Origin of the sequence: Sphingobacterium thalpophilum (assembly GCF_038396785.1) — a bacterium.
GTDB classification, from domain to species: domain Bacteria; phylum Bacteroidota; class Bacteroidia; order Sphingobacteriales; family Sphingobacteriaceae; genus Sphingobacterium; species Sphingobacterium thalpophilum_A.
The window spans coordinates 4658604-4676308 of the sequence record NZ_CP151087.1 but is presented as its reverse complement, the minus strand read 5'-3'; the positions used below and the strand labels follow the sequence as shown (position 1 = coordinate 4676308).

Here is a 17705-nt window from a genome sequence, read left to right as displayed (position 1 = left end):
ACCAATAAAATGTTCGCATTCAAGTCGTCAAAAATAGATACAGCACAAGACCACGAGCTCTTGCTGCACTACCAGGAGTCTAAGGAGCTCCAGGTATTGGGTGATCTATACCAACGACATACGGAGATGGTATACTATGTTTGCTTACGGTATCTCCAAGATTCCGAATTGAGTAAAGATGCTGTCATGAATATCTTTGAAGAATTAATATACAAAGTCAACAAACAAGAAATCAAGGACTTCCCAAGGTGGCTTTATGTATTAAGCAAGAACCATTGTCTGATGTATTTGAGGTCTCAAAAGAACAAAACTCAAATTTCTTTGGATGAATTTGTGAAATTTCCGGGAGACATGCATCAGTATGAACAATATGATGAAAAAGAAGAACAGCTAACAGCCATGGAAGGCTGTCTGGGAAAATTGCCAGACAAACAGCAACAGTCGGTTAGACTCTTCTTTTTGGAAGAAAAATGTTACAAAGAGATTAGTGAATCTACCGGTTATAGCTTGAACGAAGTAAAAAGCTATATTCAGAATGGAAAACGGAATTTAAAAAATTGCATGGAGGCTTGGAATGAGCAACAGTAATTACGACATAGCATACTTAAAGAAATACGTCAACGGCGAATTATCTCCTACGGAGATGTATGCGCTTGAACGGGAGGCGCAACGTGACCCCATGTTGGCGGATATTCTTATAGGTATTGAAATGGATCAGAATAAAACCGTAATTACAACAATCAACAACCAAATTGCGCAACGTATTGAAAAAGACAATTCCGCTAAAATAAAGGTCTTTGATTGGAAGAGACTTAGCATCGCTGCAGCAGCAGTGATCGTGTTGGGGGTTGGTCTTCTTCTTTACCGTCAACAGGACAAAAATTCATCCGAAGCGAGGCGTACCGCTGAAGTAAGTGTTACACAGGAAAAACCCAAAACAAAGGTTACAGCAGCAGATTCTATCATTCCTTCAGATGATATTGCATCAAAAATAGGATCTCAAGATCATTCGCCACAATTAGCAGATAATAACAGACCGCGGCTTCATGAACAGCACCCACTGGAAGAGGTGACCGTTTTATCCCAGGAACCCTCCCTACGTGTAAAATCACTGGAAGAAATGAAGGAAGGTCTCAATAATGATCGCCCTGTATTTGGATTAAGACCTACAGACAGTACAATTGTTATCGGTTATGCGCCAATGGCAAAGAAAAAAGATGCTTCCCAAACGATTATGATTCGAGGAACCTCAAGTTTAAACAATGCACTTGCAGCCAGGGCTCCAGGTATTTCGATCCCACAACAACAAGGTACACCGCTACAACTTACGATTCGGGACAAAGAGACAGGCTTGCCTATTTCGGGAGTGACAATCATTCAACCCAATAGCAAGTTTGCGACGAATACCGACGCACAGGGACAAGCGACCATCCAACCCAGTACAATGGATTCACTCGTCGACATCATGGCGCTGGGCTACAACTCGGTTGCATTGAATATGCGTCGCAGCAAAAATACAACGATCAAACTGCAACCTTCCGGCGCCACACTTGATGAAGTCGTCGTCACAACGATGTCTTCACGCAAATCAAAAAGTGCCGAACCGATCTGGGGCTGGAGATCGTTCAACAATTACATCAAGAAAAAAACAGCTAAAAGCCGTTATGAGGGCACTGTCCGTTTAAGCTTCTATATCGATAAAGATGGATTCCCAACAAATATCAGCGTTCTCCAAAGTGCAAATGATTACCTCGATGCCAAAGCCAAAGAAATCCTACTTTCGGGACCAAAATGGAGAGGCGAAGACTACCGCTATGTCACGTTAAGCTTCGAATTCACCTTGTAAATACGCTATCTTTACGCATCTCATCAGACTACAACACAAGTTTATCTCGCTATCTGGACAAATAAGCAGTCGAAATTTATCGATCCATTTATCTTTTCAATCAATTTTATTTATAAGGGTTTGGATTTAAAATTATTTCATACTTTAGTGTTATAATTCTTAGCCATACAGTCATTTTTTATGAAAAGTTTTTTCACTGGCCTCCTCTTGCTTAGTGGTATATCCCTACAAGCACAAGATTTTTCGTTCGGTAAAATAAAAAAGGAAGATTTTGCCATTACTGTTGACAAAATAGATACAGCAGCAAATGCCTTTGTCTTACGTGAATATGGATCAGCCGAAGTTAGTTATGATAAAAACAAAGGTCCGGTTGTTCAATTTTTCAGACACGTCCGCATTAAAATATTAAATAAGGAAGCTTATGATTACGCTAATTTCAGCATCCCTTTATATAAAAGTGGGAACGAACGCGAAGTCCTTATGGACATCAAGGGAGCATCCTATCACCTCGTCGGTGATAAGGTCGTGGAAACAGAGATGACGAAAGCGAATATTTTTAACGAAAACGCCTCAGAAAACTATGCGGTAACAAAAGCGGCCATTCCGCAGGTCCAAGAAGGTACAATTATTGAATACCGCTACCGCACAGAATCGCCATTTATCTTTAACCTAAATGCTTGGGAATTTCAGGAAGATCTCCCGAAACTTTATAGCCAATACGTCACGCGTATTCCCGAAGTTTTTCATTATAAAGCCAATTTAAAGGGGGGATTAGCCGTCAGTGACCGAAAGGTTGAAAATTACAACACGGGGCTAAACTCTCAAGTTGGAGAAGTCTTAGGCAATAAAACCATTTATACCATGGAAAATATCCCGGCTTTCCACACCGAAGATTACATGACCTCTTCTAAAAATTTTAGGTCAATCATTTTCTTTGAGCTTGGTCGGTATAGCATTCCAATAGGACCGACAAAAGACTTTTCGCTCACGTGGGAAAATGTCAGAGATAAACTCGTACAGGACGAAAGTTTTGGTGGACAGGTAAAGCGAAAAACGGCATTGAAAGAGTTCATTGAACCGGTATTGCAGGATTCAAAAGATGACCTGGAGAAAGCGGTACGACTGTATACCTACTTCCAGAAACAAATAAAATGGAATAACCGCCATTCGATCTACGCAAAAAATATCAAAGAAGCCATCGAAAAAAGAACAGGCAATAGCGCCGATATTAACCTTGGACTGGTCAATGCCTTACGTTATGCGAAACTAGATGCCATCCCTGTTATTTTATCGACACGTGAGAATGGCTATGCAGGGCTCTATGCACCAGCGATATCAGAGTTCAACCATGTCATTGCCCAGGTAAAAATAGGTGAAAACTACTACCTGCTGGATGCGACCTCTCCCTATGAGATGTTTGGAAATATCCCAATGAAATGTGTCAACTTTCAGGGAAGATCAATTCCCCTGGAAGGCGAATCTGACTGGGTAAAGCTCGAGGCAAATCTTGCATCTACTTACAGTAACTTCTTCTACGGTGAACTGTCGGAAGATGGTGCATTAAAAGGAAAATGGATTACCTCACGTAACGGTTACGGTGCTTCCAAAATGCGTGAACGCCTTCAAGGAAGTAATTCTGAAGAAGAATTCTACGAAAAAATAGATGAAGAAAACAATCGCATCAAAATCAATAGTTTTAAAGTATCGAATCGGGAATCCCTTGATAAACCGCTAACGGAGGAGTTTGAAATTGAGATTAAGAATTTTGCAACCCTGCAAAATGAGCAACTTCTATTCAATCCTTATATTGACACAAAAATGTCCAAGAATCCCTTCAACCTTACGGAGCGGAATTATCCGATCGACTTTGGTTCTTTAGTCCAAGAAGAGTGCTACATTGAAATCAAACTGCCAAAAGGCTATGCATATCCAACGGAAGGAAAGTTAAAAAACATCAGTATGGCTCTTCCTGAACGTGCGGCCCGATATATTTTCAAAATCAATAATACAACACCGGATGTTCTGATCATCGAATCTGCAACACAATTAAACAAACCCTTGTTTATGCCGGAAGAGTATTTTGATTTAAAAGAGTTTTTCAGTCGGATCATCCAGGCAGAAAAATTAGATGTTGTACTCAAAAAAATATAACGATATCACTTAACACAAACTTCATTTTATATTGACGATTAGCTTAAATAAGGGTGATAACTTTGAATATCAAAAAATAGTAAAATGATTAAAGATTCAGATTTATTCGAACTAGAGAATACCTTCCTTGGTGAAGGTTTCGAATTAGATGGTGATGATATTATCACCGATGAAGACTAGGTCTTCACTTTTTTAGCAAGTATTATTCCCCTTATATAATCTCAAAGCCCAGACATTCTTTGCTGGGCTTTTTCTTTGCTCCGTTGTTCGGCAATTTGGCCAAACCTTATTATTTCTCTATCTTTATGTCATCCTGACAATCCGCCGTTGAGCTAACCCAGCTTCTATTATTACGGGAACGCAAGTAATAGGTTTAAAGCAAATAACACACATGAGAAAAATAATATTGGATCTGGCCATGACCTTAGATGGCTTTATTGAAGGCTCACAGGGAGAGGTTGACTGGTGCATTATGGATGATGACATGGATTTCGATGGCTTTTTGGCTTCGGTCGATACCATCTTTTATGGCCGGGTGAGCTATGATGCCTGGGGTAATTTCCAACCGGGTGCTACGGCCGATGAAACGGAAATAAATCTTTGGAAAAATGTCCATGCGAAGAAAAAATATGTTTTTTCCAGTCAAGCAAGACAAGATGAAAACGCTACTTTCATCCAAACTGATATCACTGAACATGTTCAGGAAATAAAAGCACAGCCCGGAAAAGATATTTGGCTATATGGGGGAGCACGTCTAATCACAACATTCATCCAAGCCAACCTTGTTGACGTCTATCGCATTTCCGTTCACCCCATTGCCCTGGGAAGTGGCAAGCCTTTATTTGAAAACTTACCTGAACGACTATCTCTAAAACTTGTTCAAAGCGTCACATTCAAATCGGGTGTTGTTCAGTTAATCTATATCCCTCAACATGAATCTTAACCGTCAGGCTGCCCCACAGATCGCTGACCAGATGATTAGGAAAGTGCTAGATCAACTCGAAAGCATACTTATGCTCCATTGCTCTAACCTATCACAAGATCAAACAGGTAGAGCCTATTATGGTTTTAATTTTCAACTGGGCAACAAAAACTTCAAATTTAGGAAGGCTAAGATAACACCAAGAAAAGTGGGGTTATTCGTTGCTCTTTGGAAACGTGACAGCGATGGTCGACCATCCCCTTTACTGCAGATGATCATTTCGATTATTATCTTATTTCGGTTGAACAGGAACAGCATTGCGGCCTATTTGTCTTTCCAAAACAGGCGTTAGTTGAACATACAATCCTCACAGCGGGTTCTCAAATGGGCAAACGCGGATTCCGTATTTATCCAGATTGGAGCATCCCAACAAACAAACAGGCTACCAAAAGTAAACAATGGCAGCACAGATACTTTGTGGATTTCTGTGGTCCCCACCAAGAAGCCAAAAACAAATTGACCCATATACTGCAAAGCAGCTAGTCGATATTTTCGACCAAATCGGCATAAGCTGCACGCAACAAAGAAATTGCCGCCACCATACTTTGTTCGTCAAGATGAGCAAACCCCAACCGCAATGCAGTGACCGTTTTATTTTGATAAAGGCAATTACTCGGCAACAACAGTCCCTGCGACCGCACTTTCTCCTGCAAGGCTGTCAGCGAAACAACTGTATTAAACTGTATCCAAAAAGCCAGTCCCGAAGCCGGGACGTCAAATCTGATTTTATCTTCAAAATGCCGTAACAGCAATTGTGCAAACAATTCTTTTCGCTCTGCAATTGTTTTCTGAAATTTACGCTGATACCGAAAGATATCACCCTGGTGGATAATCTCGCCCAATGTCTTCTCGATCATAAAATTCGGCTTTCCGAAGATGTTCAAATACTTTTTTCCCTCTTCCAACAGATCCTGAGGTGCGATCAAAAAATTCATTTGGAAACCAGGGTCAAAGAAACTACCGAAAGCACCTGTATAAATCACACGGTTGCCGCCATTTTTCCGGAAAAGTGATTCGCCTTTCTCCTTAAAAAAGGAAGACTCAAAATCCACATCATCCTCAATAATGATAAAGTTATACTGCTCGGCCAACTGTAACAGTTGAATTTTCCTTCGCTCGGAAAGGTTAACCGTCGTTGGATACTGACACCTGGTATTGAGGTAAATACACCTGATTTCTCCGGGTCTAAATTGGTCTCCGATCTTATCTACAATCATCCCCTCCGCATCTACCGGAATGGTTTTTAGCTTGGCCCCAGCTTGACTAAAGATCATGTTAGGTAAAAAATAACTTAAATTTTCTACCAATACAATATCGTCGGGCCGGATCAATAATCGGGATAAAATTGAAAAAATTTGTTCGCGGCTAGCAATCGGCAACAAGAAATTCCGGGAAAGATGAAACCCTCTTGTTAAATTCAGATAATAGCTTAACTGGTCCCTAAAAAACAAATTTCCTTCAGTCGTCGTCGGAAAATCATCACTTTTCTTTTTCCGTTTCACCATGGATGCATAAAAACGCACCAGTTCCTCCGCTCCAATGACATTATAATCAGGTGTTCCATCCGTAAAATAGTACCTTTCGGGAACCTCTGAAATAGGCATATCCAATATGAGTTCCTTTCTAAAAAAGTAAGGTGCAAAATCAGGTGGCTGTCTAAATGCTTCAATCGCCGACCCGGAAGTACCGATAAGCTCAGGATTTTTCACAAAAGTCCCGCGATTAGCCAAAATTTTTACCCAGCCCTGTTCCTGCAATTCCGCTAAAGCGGCTACAATGGTTTTTCGGTGCACGTTCAGTTCTTCAGCAATCTTCCGGCTTCCGGGCAACAGATCTCCATCTTCCAATAGATTTCGCTTGACAGCATTGATAAATTGATAAACGATCTGTAGATAGATGGCATCTTCCTTACGGCGATCTATCTTAATAATGGAATGAAAACCTATACTAACCGGACTACTCATTATGTTTATTTCGGACTACCAAAGTTATCATTTAAACTATAATCTTTGCAATCATCATGAAAAAAATAATCGCATTGAATTACGAAATCCGAATGGTCATTAAGTAAAATAGATTTGATTTTAGCATAAAAACTTAGCATTAATATGGAAACAAAACCAAAATGGACGCAGGAAGAAGTTGTCGCTTTATACAACAAACCAATAATGGACCTGCTTTATGATGCGGCATCGATACATCGGAAATATCACGACCCGAACAAAGTACAAGTGTCCACATTGATATCAATAAAAACAGGTGGGTGCCCCGAAGACTGTGCCTATTGTCCCCAGGCCGCACGTTACCATACGAACGTAAAATCGGAAGGCTTGATGAGTGTAGAGCAGGTAAAAGAGCAGGCACTAGCGGCCAAAGCTGGAGGTAGCTCAAGGATCTGTATGGGGGCCGCCTGGCGCAATGTTAAAGATGGTCCTGAGTTTGACCATGTACTTGATATGGTCCGAACACTGAATAGACTTGACATGGAAGTCTGCTGCACGCTAGGAATGCTGACCGAAAACCAAGCACAACGCCTTTCAGAAGCTGGACTATACGCCTACAACCACAACCTCGATTCCTCTGCCGATTACTATAAGGAAATTATCTCGACCAGAAGCTATGATGATCGCCTTCAAACGATCGAAAATGTACGTAAAACAAACATTACTGTATGTAGTGGTGGTATTATTGGGATGGGAGAAAGTATAGACGACCGTGCCGCGATGTTGATCACACTTGCTTCCCTCATTCCACAACCCGAATCGGTACCGATCAATGCGCTCGTTCCTGTAAGCGGTACTCCAATGGAAGTCATGGAAACAGTTTCGATATGGGAAATGGTACGCATGGTCGCTACAGCCCGAATTTTATTGCCCACCACACAAGTTCGCCTTTCTGCAGGACGTACCAACATGAGTAAAGAAGGGCAAGCGTTATGCTTTTTCGCAGGAGCTAACTCGATTTTCTCAGGCGATAAACTCCTCACCACGCCCAATCCCGATGTCAATGAAGACATGGACATGTTTAAAACATTAGGTTTGGTGCCACAACAGCCATTCGAGAAAAAAAATCAACCCGAAACCATCGCAACTGAGATGGCGCATTACCATGATCTTGGTGAAAGACCAAAATGGTCAAGACCCGAACATAAAATCCAGCGCAACATCGCTAAGCAGCAAAACAAATAACAAAACTAATTCGGCAGACCATCATGGAACGAGAAGAAATCAACCAACACGACCTTATCGATGATTTTGATAAAGAGCATCTATGGCACCCGTATACCACCATGACAAATCCCTTACCTGCCTACAAGGTTAAACGGGCAGATGGTTGTATAATCGAGCTGGAAAATGGACAGCAGCTTATAGATGGTATGTCCTCTTGGTGGTGCGCCATCCACGGCTACAATCACCCCGTCCTTAACGCTGCGGTCACAACACAGCTCAGCAGCATGTCACACATGATGTTTGGTGGACTTACGCACGAACCAGCAATTGCTCTCGGTAAAATACTGCTTGACATCACCCCTACTTCACTCAACAAAATATTTTATGCCGATTCGGGTTCTGTTGCGGTAGAAGTTGCGCTTAAAATGGCTATTCAATACTGGGTCTCACAGAAAAAGACCAATAAGACAAACTTTGTCACGGTTCGTTCGGGGTACCATGGTGATACCTGGAACGCGATGTCGGTCTGTGACCCCATTACTGGCATGCACCGCATCTTTGACAATGCTTTACCCAAGCGCTATTTTGCCCCTGCCCCAAAAATAGGGTTTGAGCAAGAATGGGATGCCAATGACATCCAACCCTTGGCAGATCTGATCTGCTCACACAAGGATGAATTGGCCGCTCTCATCCTTGAACCTATCGTCCAGGGAGCCGGTGGAATGCGTTTTTACCATCCGGAGTACTTGCGTCAGGCAGCACACCTCTGCAAAGAAAATCAACTTCTTTTAATCTTTGATGAAATTGCTACCGGGTTTGGGCGCACGGGTAAGCTCTTTGCCTGGGAGCATGCCGGAATAGTGCCCGATATCATGTGTATCGGCAAAGCCTTGACTGGTGGCTATATGACGCTATCCGCCGTGATCACTTCAGATCATGTTGCGAATACAATCTCCAACGGTACACCAGGTACGTTTATGCACGGGCCAACTTTTATGGCCAACCCTTTGGCTTGCGCTGTAGCCCACGCTTCCATCAAACTACTATTGGCAACGGACTGGAAAGCGAAAGTAACGTTAATCGAAGAACAATTGAGACGGGAACTTAGTACTGCAACAACACTGCCCCAAGTCGAGGAGCTCAGAATTCTAGGTGCAATTGCAGTCATCGAGATGAAAAACTCCGTCGATCTATCCAGCATACAACAGCGGTTTATCGAAGAGGGAATTTGGGTAAGGCCATTCGGAAAACTGATTTATATCATGCCCCCTTTTATCATAAATGAAGGTGAGCTTCACAAGTTAACACAGGCATTGCTAGCCGTAATCAGCACAGTCCAATGATTGAAAACAGCCTAATCCAGCGCATTGAAGATGAATTATTTGCCCTTGAAAAACAAGGGAATAAACGAAAACTTCCCCTTATCACACAACAGGATAACACAGCACAGGAGCATGTTACAGAGCGTTACAACCTTTCGTCGAACGATTATCTTGGACTTGCGACAGATCAGATACTTCGTCAAGAATTCCTAAACTCGGTAACAAAAGACGATGCTGTATTCAGCGCTTCCTCTTCGCGTCTACTCACAGGAAACCATGCACGCTATACACAATTGGAAACAATGTTGTGCCAAATGTTCGGTACGGAGAGTGCATTGGTCTTTAACAGCGGCTATCATATGAATGTAGGCATACTTCCTGCAGTTTGTGATACGCAGACATTAATTCTCGCCGATAAAGGTGTCCACGCAAGCCTAATTGACGGCATCCGACTATCCAATGCAACCTGCTACAGGTACCGGCATTCCGAATATACGCACTTAACGCATTTATTGACAAAATATGCCCATCGCTTCACATGCATCATCATCGTCACAGAAAGTATTTTTAGCATGGATGGTGATTGCACGGACCTCAACTATCTGGTCAGTCTAAAACAACGTTTCCCCAATACCTTACTTTATGTCGATGAAGCTCACGCCGTAGGCGTACGCGGAATACAGGGACTTGGCTGCGCAGAAGAACAGCAATGTATTGCCGATATTGATTTCCTGACAGGCACCTTCGGAAAAGCTTTAGCATCGGTTGGTGGCTACCTGCTATGTAAGGAACCAATCCGGAATTATTTGATCAATAAGGCACGTACGCTACTTTTTACAACAGCGCTGCCACCCATCAATCTATCATGGACTGTGTTTGTTTTGGAACGCTTAAGTGACTTTACAGACCGGCGCCAACAGCTGCACAAAAATAGCCTATTGCTCAAACAGCACATAATTGCCAAAGGCTTTAATTGTCCGTCAGAGAGCCATATTCTACCGGTCATTATCGGTAATAACAAGGAAACGGTACTGAAAGCAGAAGACCTGCAGCGAAAGGGATTCTACGTGCTTCCCATACGCCCGCCCACAGTACCAGAAGGAACATCAAGAATCCGAATTTCATTGACAGCAACAATGACATCGTCCATGATCAAACAACTCGCAGCAAGCTTATGATACTTAAAAGAATCGCTCCTAAAAGAGTCACTCCGGTCGATAACTTGCCAGGGCAGCATCTTCAGGTAAAATCCAACGAAAAACTACTGTTATTCTTTGCAGGCTGGGGCATGGATGAACATCCTTTTTTGCACTATTCCCCAGTCGGCAAAGATCTTATTGTTGCCCATAGTTATACGGATTTACTGTTGGACAAAAGTCTACTGGCAGGCTACCAGGAAATTGAGGTTTTCGCCTGGTCTATGGGGGTATGGGCAGCATCAATGGTACTGCCCGAACTTCAAAACAGCAATTACCCCATCAGCACATGTACTGCAATCAATGGAACACCATTTCCAATAGATGACGAAAAAGGAATTCCTAGCCAGTTATTTAAAGGAACATTGGATACACTGAGCAATAAAACGTTGGAAAAATTCAGATTACGCATGTGTGGTTCCAAGGCCCTTTTTAACTACTTTCTTGAAAGAGCCCCCCAACGCGACATCGAAGACCTCCGTTCAGAGCTCATCGCGATTGAAAAAACAGCTGGTGCAAAATCAGCAGCAGCATTCCAATGGCATCAGATGTATATTGGCAAAGAAGATCGAATCTTCAACTTAGAGAATCAAAAACGCGCCTGGCCCGGTACTGCCTATACGATAATCGATGCTACTCATTATCCCGAACAATTATTTAAGCACCTTTTAAGATGATCATCATGATGGACAAACAAAGGATTAGGTCCCGTTTCGCTAAAGCGGCATCTAACTATCAGTCGGCAGCGATCGCCCAATACGAAATAGCAAAAAAAATGATCAGGTTGATGCAGGAGAACATACAGCTAAGACCACAAAAAGTATTGGAAATTGGCTGCGGAACAGGGCTTTTTTCGCGGTTAATCTTACAGCATATCAAACCAAAGAAAATGGTTTTAAATGATATCTGTCCAGAAATGATGCCCGAAGTAATGGATATTTTGACATCGTCGCACACGTTCATCTGTGCTGATGCAGAAACTTATGCTTTTCCCAAAGACATCAATCTAATCGCGTCCTGTTCTACGATTCAGTGGTTCAACAATCCTCGCGCTTTCTTTGAAAGCTGTTATGGATCCCTTCCGGATTCCGGTATCCTTGCCTTCAGCACTTTTGGACATGACAATATGCACGAGGTCAATGCAACGGCACATGTTGGACTAACATATCGATCCAAATCGGAACTTATCGCAGAACTTTTAGCGTTGAATTATAAGATCCTCATTGCACAAGAAGAACATTTGAAACTGCACTTTGAAAGCCCACTACAAGTTCTTGTTCACCTGAAACAAACGGGGGTAACGGGAATAAAAAATCACCGGTGGACAAAAGGCAAACTTCGGGCTTTCTGTGATAAATATACATCTCACTATGGGACAGAAGAGGGCGTATCCCTAACCTACCATCCCATCTATATTATTGCAAAAAAATAACAGCTGAGCACTCGAATTACAAACAATCGAACAACCTACAAAAGAAATACAGCGATGAATGAAAATATCTATTTTGTTTCCGGCATAGATACCGGGATCGGAAAAAGTTATGCGACTGGCCTCCTCGCGAAAAAATGGAATACAAGCGGTATACGCACCACTACCCAAAAGCTTGTACAAACTGGAAATACAACTATTTCCGAAGACATCGTCCTCCATCGCCAACTCATGGAAATCCCATTAACGGCAGAAGATCATCAGAAAATCACGATGCCAGAGATTTTCACCTACCCCGCCTCCCCCCATCTAGCAGCACGCCTGGATAATCGTGAAATTGACTTTAAAAAGATCAGACAAGCTAGCTTAACATTAAGCCAACGCTACGACGCTGTTCTTATTGAGGGTGCAGGTGGGTTGATGGTTCCACTAAGAGAAGATTATCTGATTATCGATTACATCCAAGAAATGCAGTATCCGCTTATTTTTGTCACCTCTGGAAAATTAGGGAGTATCAATCATACCTTACTTAGTCTGGAAGCGATCACCAAGCGCAGGATCAATCTACATACCGTTGTTTACAATACATTCCCTGTTCATAAAGACCGCACGATAAGTACTGATACCGAGTTGTATCTTCGTCGTTATATAGAAACAAACTATCCGGAGACCTTATTTGTTTGCTTGTAAATAAGGTCAAGCGGATACTATTGATAGATATATAGTAACAGCAGGGAACCCATTCAATAAGAATTGACCGCCATCCCTGCTGAAACAGTACAGATTATGCTAATAATGGATCAGTTGTACACTCAACACCTGTTTCCAATCGCCCTGCGAGCTGAATGACGAAGCTGCTGTCTCCCTTGATTCGTACAGCAATATCATACCAATTTCCTTGACTTTCAACATCCAGGATCAATGAAACTTCTTCGGCGGGAGCTATTTCTTTCGTTATGGCATATTTTCCATAGCTAAGGCTCTCGACAACTACCGTTACCCGCTGGTCACTCTTGTTCCTGAGTCTCAGCTGCAATTTCCCTGTCGCTGCCTGAGTTAGCGCTTTCAGTTCCGGAGAAACGGTAGCCTCTAGTGCTGCTGTTCCTTTTTGTCCAGAAAATTTTCGATAAAAACCATTTGGACCGTGCAATTCAAACGCATAGCGATCTCCTTCAAATCGTGCCAGGTCCCACTGATATGCCAAACGATCACCGGCCTTCACCGCAAAATTCCAATTACGGTAAGTTTCACTTTGCCCCTGTTCATCACGATATTCCAACGGACTATAAACGTTGAAGGCTGTACCTGCGGTCCTTTTTCCGAAAAACTTGCTGTCTACAGTCATCGTTAGATGAAACACTCCGTCTTTCACAAAGCCCACCGCATCATGCGCATAAGGCAATGGCAAAGATTTACGAATCCCCCGCTCCTGTATTCGGTCAAATCCCGGAATCCATCCGTTTTTAGTCGCGAGATCAGGATCTTTGACCTCAACAAAGCCTCGCGGATCATCTTTGAACTGCGCATTGTATATCGTTTCGATATACTGATTCCTATCAAGAAAAGGGAGTTGTTCCTTTTGCTGAGTAAAAGGTGTAAAAGCGGTTGTCAAATCACCACAGATTGTTCTACGCCATGCACTGATGTTTTCCAAATGCATATTCTTGTTCAGCTTTTTGTTAAAGAAAGATTCCAAAAATTGCAAAGTAGACGTATGATCAAATACCTGAGAGCAGACCTTACCACCTCGTGACCAAGGCGACGCAATATACATGGGAACACGAAAACCTAGGCCCACAGCCCCTTCGCGTGCTTGCTTTTTAGGAATCCCCTGTTTTAGCTCATTTTCTAAACGAACCATCTCCACCTCCGTATCGATCCCAGGAGAACATGCCCCTGTATCTTTCTTCTTTAAATCAGGTACAAGGAAAGGTTTAACATGATCATAGTAACCATCGTTTTCATCATAGGTAATGATAAAAATAGTTTTTTTCCAAACCTCAGGGTTCTTTGTTAAGATATCTAAAACTTCAGATACATACCAAGCTCCATACCAGGGCGCACTCGGGTGGTCCGAGAAATTCTGTGGGCCGGCCAACCAGGATACCGCAGGCAATTTACCAGTATCAACGTCTTTGCGAAATTGATAAAGAATATCGCCTTTTGGGACTTCCAGCGCAGCTTTTTTCCCCTGTGCCTTAAAATGTAACGTATCAAGCGACCTGTAATTGTTGTCCCCTTTGTTTACCGTAAACGCCCGATCATTTAATGATTTCGTAAAATCACTTAGCTTTTTATAATTGTTTGGATTGAATTCCTTTAGTTCGGTCTCCGCTCGCTCAAGTGCCTCACTTTTTTTGCGAATATCAGCGCGTATCTTTTCGGCTTGTTCTTCGGAAGAAGGAGACTTCTCTTCCAACTTGGAAATCTGCATGGGCAAATCCCGAACCTGTGTTTCTAGGCTTTTGATATAGTTCTCCTTAAATTTAACTTGATAAGCCTGAAAAAACTCCAGCAGATTACACCCAAAATTGGATAGCCATGCCCTTTCCTGTCCAGAAAACCCGCCGCCACAGCTTGTCTCATTTTGATAAAAACGCCAGTTAATGCCATTCTTTTCAAGCAATTCCGGAAAAGTTTCCCAGGTCATTTTACCATAGCCAAAGTCATCATTCCGAATATTCGCTTTTTGCAGACCATCTTTCATCTCTGTAATCTTACCCGTCCAGAAAAAGGAACGGTTAGGCGTAGTGCTGGTCATGCCCGAGCAAAAATTCTGATCACATACTGTAAAAGCATCCGCTAAGGCATAATGAAAGGGCAAATCTTCACGTGTAAAATACCCCAATGTTAAGGGCATAGCCGCATATTGTTTATTCCCTGATTGCTTCGATAACAGCCAATGATCGTAACGACCTTGGTTAAAGGCATCCACCTGGCTTGCACGACTATGTGGAAGAGAACCCATCCAGGTCACTTTACTTTCCTTCAGGTTTAATCGGAAAGGAGCATACGTTTTTCCCTCTTTATCCGTTTGATACCATACGGGTAAACCGTTCGGTAAACGTATCGAACGTGGATCATTGAAACCCCGAACTCCCGAAAGACTACCTAGCGTATGATCAAAGGATCGGTTCTCCTGCATCAGGATGACGATATGTTCGGCATCTAAAAAACTACTTCCTGGGTCAGGGTCTATGGCAAAGGCTTTCTGGATCGATGCGGGCATGAAGCTGGCAATACCTGCTGCTCCTGAAAATAGTAGGGTCTTTCGTAAGAATTCTCTTCTGGTTTCCATAACACTTATTTATAATTTCGATTTGAATCTACTTAGATTTCTTTTTGTTTCACATTTCTTCGTGTAAATCTTATGTTACCAAATTAAGAACGAAGAAAACATCGCCTTGATTGGATGACAAAAATTTGTTTATTTTTACGAAAAGACAACAGATATAAATATGGTGGACATTTTGCTGCTCGAAGACGACAAGGTACTCTCTAAAGAGATCCGATCTTTTCTATTAAGCCAGGGCTTTACCTGTGATCAAGCCTTTGATGGAATCGATTTTTTGGCCAAAACACACCAGAAAAAATATGGTTTTTATCTATTGGACATCAATGTCCCCAAAATCAATGGATTGGAAATCTGTAAAAAGATAAGAAGCCATGACGCCTTTACACCAATTATTATTCTCTCGGCATACGATGATATAGATGATAAAAAGGAGGCATTTCTACGGGCTGCTGATGACTATTTGGTTAAACCTTTCGTCTTAGATGAATTGCTGATGCGCATCTATTCCCTATTGCGTCGGCAACAGCATAGCGAAAGCAATGAAACAAAAACACTGGTAGTCGATGATCTGATCATTTATCCTGATGAGGCCCGTGTATTACGTGCAAATGAAGAAATTAATCTTACTCAAAAGGAATTTCAGCTGCTGCTTATCTTAGCACAGGCAAAGGGCCGCACCCTGTCCAAGCAACATATTTCGGAGGAAGTATGGCAAAATCAATTTCAGACAACACAGAATACAATTGAAGTTTATATCAACTTTTTGCGTAAGAAGATTGATAAAAACTTTGAGAATAAACTGATCCATACAAGACCTGGCTTTGGTTATTACCTATCGGCAGAAAAATGAATTTAAAGAAGAAAATAGCGATTAGCTTTAGCATTGCATTCTCCGTCCTTTTCGGTATGGCGATGTTGATTATCTACTATGCTAGTTTCGATTTTCGGAAAGATCAATTTCGCCAGCGACTGATTGATAAATTGGACAATATTTCCCATTATATCGCCAGTAACCCCTATTTCAACCGCCAGTCTTACAAAAACTATTTTCACGATGACGAAGATGGCCTTTTCTATGAAGATGTTATCATCCTTGACAAAAACAAACAGCTCGTCTTCAGTACCGTAAAGGATCAGACCATTACCTGGAATGCCTCAATTGTCAATCGGCTAAATCAGGAAAAACAGATCTTCTACTATCAGGACCAATATGAAACACTGGCCAAATATTATCGCATCAACGGTTTACCCTATTATATTATCGTAAAAGCACAGGATTACTCCGGAAATGAAAAAATGGACCATCTAGCGCTCGTCCTAACGATATTATTTGTCCTGAGCGCTGTTCTGGTCTGGATATTTAGTTATAAACTCATCCAGCGCCTATTGATCCCACTCGATAAATTAAAAGATAATATCACGCAGATTAATGCCAGTAAACTTACCAAACCTGTCGAGTATACCGGTCATACCGATGAGATTGCTGTACTAACCCGAGCATTTAATACCATGCTGCTGCGACTTTCGGCTGCTTTCGAATCGCAGAAAGAATTTAATTCCAGCGCCTCCCACGAGCTGCGAACACCGCTTGCCCGAATGTCCTTTCAGCTGGAGAACCTTTATCATCAAAATCAGCTGAGTGAAGACGTAAAGCAGGTTTTACGTAACATATCCAAGGAAACCTTACATCTTTCGGAGGTAACCGATTCGCTGATGTTACTTTCAAAGTTCGACTCCGAGCGTTTGAAAATGACCTATAAGGAAGAGCGGATCGATGAAATTATCTTTATGGCCTATGAAAAAGTAGCCAAGGTATTCCCCGACCTGCAACTGGATTTTTCAATTGGTGGGATCGAAGATCCAAAACTTAGTATTTTCTGTTCCGCACAATTGATTGAAATTGCTTTTGTGAATTTATTTAAAAATGCTGCGCTCTACTCCGATACCAGGGAGGTAAAAGTGATGATTCTAGAATCAACCTTCGAACTCAAGGTACTTGTCAGTAATACTGGCCCGGCCTTAAGCACAATCGACCAAAAGCGGATTTTCGATGCGTTCAGCCGCGGTGAAAACGCAAGTGAAACAACAGGATCAGGCTTAGGGCTACGTATCGTTCAGCGTATCATGCAATCGCATCAAGCAACGATAGCATATCAGGCAGATCTAAAACAATCTACGCATACTTTTGTATTATTATTTAAATTGTTTCCTAACCGCGAAGTATAGTTACCTGATTTAGACAGACTATGTCAAGTCTCTTAGCAACAAGAACATCTATTTACTATACCCATTAATACCTATCCACCCATCTGAC

Annotated in this window: 14 protein-coding genes and 1 pseudogene; 13 read left to right on the top strand and 2 right to left on the bottom strand. The window is 42.0% G+C overall.

Annotated elements, in window-relative coordinates:
- Positions 1–9: 9 nt before the first annotated feature.
- The 5 genes and pseudogenes from AACH28_RS20575 (at position 10) to AACH28_RS25555 (ending at position 5462) form a co-directional block, all read left to right on the top strand.
- Positions 10–588 carry an RNA polymerase sigma factor gene (locus AACH28_RS20575; protein WP_088162847.1) on the top strand — a complete coding sequence of 193 codons (579 nt, stop codon included), beginning with the start codon at positions 10–12 and terminating at the stop codon, positions 586–588.
- Positions 575–1846 carry a carboxypeptidase-like regulatory domain-containing protein gene (locus tag AACH28_RS20570; RefSeq protein WP_341831370.1) on the top strand — a complete coding sequence of 424 codons (1272 nt, stop codon included), beginning with the start codon at positions 575–577 and terminating at the stop codon, positions 1844–1846. The genes AACH28_RS20575 and AACH28_RS20570 overlap by 14 nt, the downstream gene beginning before the upstream one ends.
- A 180-nt stretch (positions 1847–2026) precedes the next feature.
- Complete coding sequence (locus tag AACH28_RS20565) at positions 2027–3997, top strand: DUF3857 domain-containing protein (RefSeq protein WP_341831369.1); 1971 nt, start codon at positions 2027–2029, stop codon at positions 3995–3997.
- Between the two features lie 391 nt (positions 3998–4388).
- Entirely contained in the window at positions 4389–4940 is a 552-nt protein-coding gene (locus AACH28_RS20560; RefSeq protein ID WP_112375548.1) for a dihydrofolate reductase family protein, read from the top strand.
- Positions 4930–5462, top strand: a pseudogene (locus tag AACH28_RS25555) (MepB family protein). The gene AACH28_RS20560 and the pseudogene AACH28_RS25555 overlap by 11 nt, the downstream one beginning before the upstream one ends.
- Here the strand turns inward: AACH28_RS25555 and AACH28_RS20555 are convergent.
- The gene (locus tag AACH28_RS20555) at positions 5459–6943 is read right to left on the bottom strand and encodes a PLP-dependent aminotransferase family protein (protein WP_286736892.1); all 1485 of its coding nucleotides are present in this window, start codon (positions 6941–6943) and stop codon (positions 5459–5461) included. The pseudogene AACH28_RS25555 and the gene AACH28_RS20555 sit on opposite strands and share 4 nt — an antisense overlap.
- A gap of 144 nt (positions 6944–7087) precedes the next feature.
- On the opposite strand from AACH28_RS20555, the gene bioB reads away from it, so the two are divergent.
- The 6 genes from bioB to bioD are packed head-to-tail and all read left to right on the top strand — an operon-like array spanning position 7088 to position 12786.
- Entirely contained in the window at positions 7088–8167 is a 1080-nt protein-coding gene (gene bioB, locus AACH28_RS20550) for a biotin synthase BioB (RefSeq protein ID WP_159731201.1), read from the top strand.
- Between the two features lie 23 nt (positions 8168–8190).
- Positions 8191–9492 carry an adenosylmethionine--8-amino-7-oxononanoate transaminase gene (bioA, locus tag AACH28_RS20545; protein WP_341831368.1) on the top strand — a complete coding sequence of 434 codons (1302 nt, stop codon included), beginning with the start codon at positions 8191–8193 and terminating at the stop codon, positions 9490–9492.
- Positions 9489–10649, top strand: coding sequence for an 8-amino-7-oxononanoate synthase (locus AACH28_RS20540; RefSeq protein ID WP_341831367.1), 1161 nt, complete (start codon positions 9489–9491; stop codon positions 10647–10649). The genes bioA and AACH28_RS20540 overlap by 4 nt, the downstream gene beginning before the upstream one ends.
- Positions 10646–11344: a pimeloyl-ACP methyl esterase BioG family protein gene (locus AACH28_RS20535; RefSeq protein ID WP_341831366.1), complete on the top strand. Its 699-nt coding sequence runs from the start codon at positions 10646–10648 to the stop codon at positions 11342–11344. Before AACH28_RS20540 ends, AACH28_RS20535 begins: the two co-directional genes overlap by 4 nt.
- Positions 11345–11349: 5 nt before the next feature.
- Positions 11350–12099 carry a malonyl-ACP O-methyltransferase BioC gene (gene bioC / locus AACH28_RS20530; protein ID WP_341831365.1) on the top strand — a complete coding sequence of 250 codons (750 nt, stop codon included), beginning with the start codon at positions 11350–11352 and terminating at the stop codon, positions 12097–12099.
- 54 nt (positions 12100–12153) lie between these two features.
- Positions 12154–12786, top strand: coding sequence for a dethiobiotin synthase (gene bioD / locus AACH28_RS20525; RefSeq protein ID WP_286766956.1), 633 nt, complete (start codon positions 12154–12156; stop codon positions 12784–12786).
- Between the two features lie 94 nt (positions 12787–12880).
- Here the strand turns inward: bioD and AACH28_RS20520 are convergent, their stop codons facing one another.
- On the bottom strand, positions 12881–15394 hold the full coding sequence (locus AACH28_RS20520) for a phosphocholine-specific phospholipase C (RefSeq protein WP_341831364.1): 2514 nt from the start codon (positions 15392–15394) through the stop codon (positions 12881–12883).
- Positions 15395–15554: 160 nt separating this feature from the next.
- Between AACH28_RS20520 and AACH28_RS20515 the strand changes: the two genes are divergently transcribed.
- Both AACH28_RS20515 and AACH28_RS20510 read left to right on the top strand, forming a co-directional pair.
- A complete protein-coding gene (locus AACH28_RS20515; protein ID WP_201667286.1) occupies positions 15555–16241 on the top strand; it encodes a response regulator transcription factor in 687 nt (228 codons plus the stop codon).
- Positions 16238–17617: a HAMP domain-containing sensor histidine kinase gene (locus AACH28_RS20510; protein ID WP_286766954.1), complete on the top strand. Its 1380-nt coding sequence runs from the start codon at positions 16238–16240 to the stop codon at positions 17615–17617. The genes AACH28_RS20515 and AACH28_RS20510 overlap by 4 nt, the downstream gene beginning before the upstream one ends.
- Positions 17618–17705: the final 88 nt, after the last annotated feature.

Bases quoted from the DNA above. Each gene is read 5' to 3' on its own strand.
- bioC (WP_341831365.1), top strand. From the start codon at position 11,350: ATGATGGACAAACAAAGGATTAGGTCCCGTTTCGCTAAAGCGGCATCT.
- bioD (WP_286766956.1), top strand. From the start codon at position 12,154: ATGAATGAAAATATCTATTTTGTTTCCGGCATAGATACCGGGATCGGA.
- AACH28_RS20570 (WP_341831370.1), top strand. From the start codon at position 575: ATGAGCAACAGTAATTACGACATAGCATACTTAAAGAAATACGTCAAC.
- bioA (WP_341831368.1), top strand. From the start codon at position 8,191: ATGGAACGAGAAGAAATCAACCAACACGACCTTATCGATGATTTTGAT.
- AACH28_RS20540 (WP_341831367.1), top strand. From the start codon at position 9,489: ATGATTGAAAACAGCCTAATCCAGCGCATTGAAGATGAATTATTTGCC.
- bioB (WP_159731201.1), top strand. From the start codon at position 7,088: ATGGAAACAAAACCAAAATGGACGCAGGAAGAAGTTGTCGCTTTATAC.
- AACH28_RS20560 (WP_112375548.1), top strand. From the start codon at position 4,389: ATGAGAAAAATAATATTGGATCTGGCCATGACCTTAGATGGCTTTATT.
- AACH28_RS20575 (WP_088162847.1), top strand. From the start codon at position 10: ATGTTCGCATTCAAGTCGTCAAAAATAGATACAGCACAAGACCACGAG.
- AACH28_RS20510 (WP_286766954.1), top strand. From the start codon at position 16,238: ATGAATTTAAAGAAGAAAATAGCGATTAGCTTTAGCATTGCATTCTCC.
- AACH28_RS20535 (WP_341831366.1), top strand. From the start codon at position 10,646: ATGATACTTAAAAGAATCGCTCCTAAAAGAGTCACTCCGGTCGATAAC.
- AACH28_RS20515 (WP_201667286.1), top strand. From the start codon at position 15,555: ATGGTGGACATTTTGCTGCTCGAAGACGACAAGGTACTCTCTAAAGAG.
- AACH28_RS20555 (WP_286736892.1), bottom strand. From the start codon at position 6,943: ATGAGTAGTCCGGTTAGTATAGGTTTTCATTCCATTATTAAGATAGAT.
- AACH28_RS20565 (WP_341831369.1), top strand. From the start codon at position 2,027: ATGAAAAGTTTTTTCACTGGCCTCCTCTTGCTTAGTGGTATATCCCTA.
- AACH28_RS20520 (WP_341831364.1), bottom strand. From the start codon at position 15,394: ATGGAAACCAGAAGAGAATTCTTACGAAAGACCCTACTATTTTCAGGA.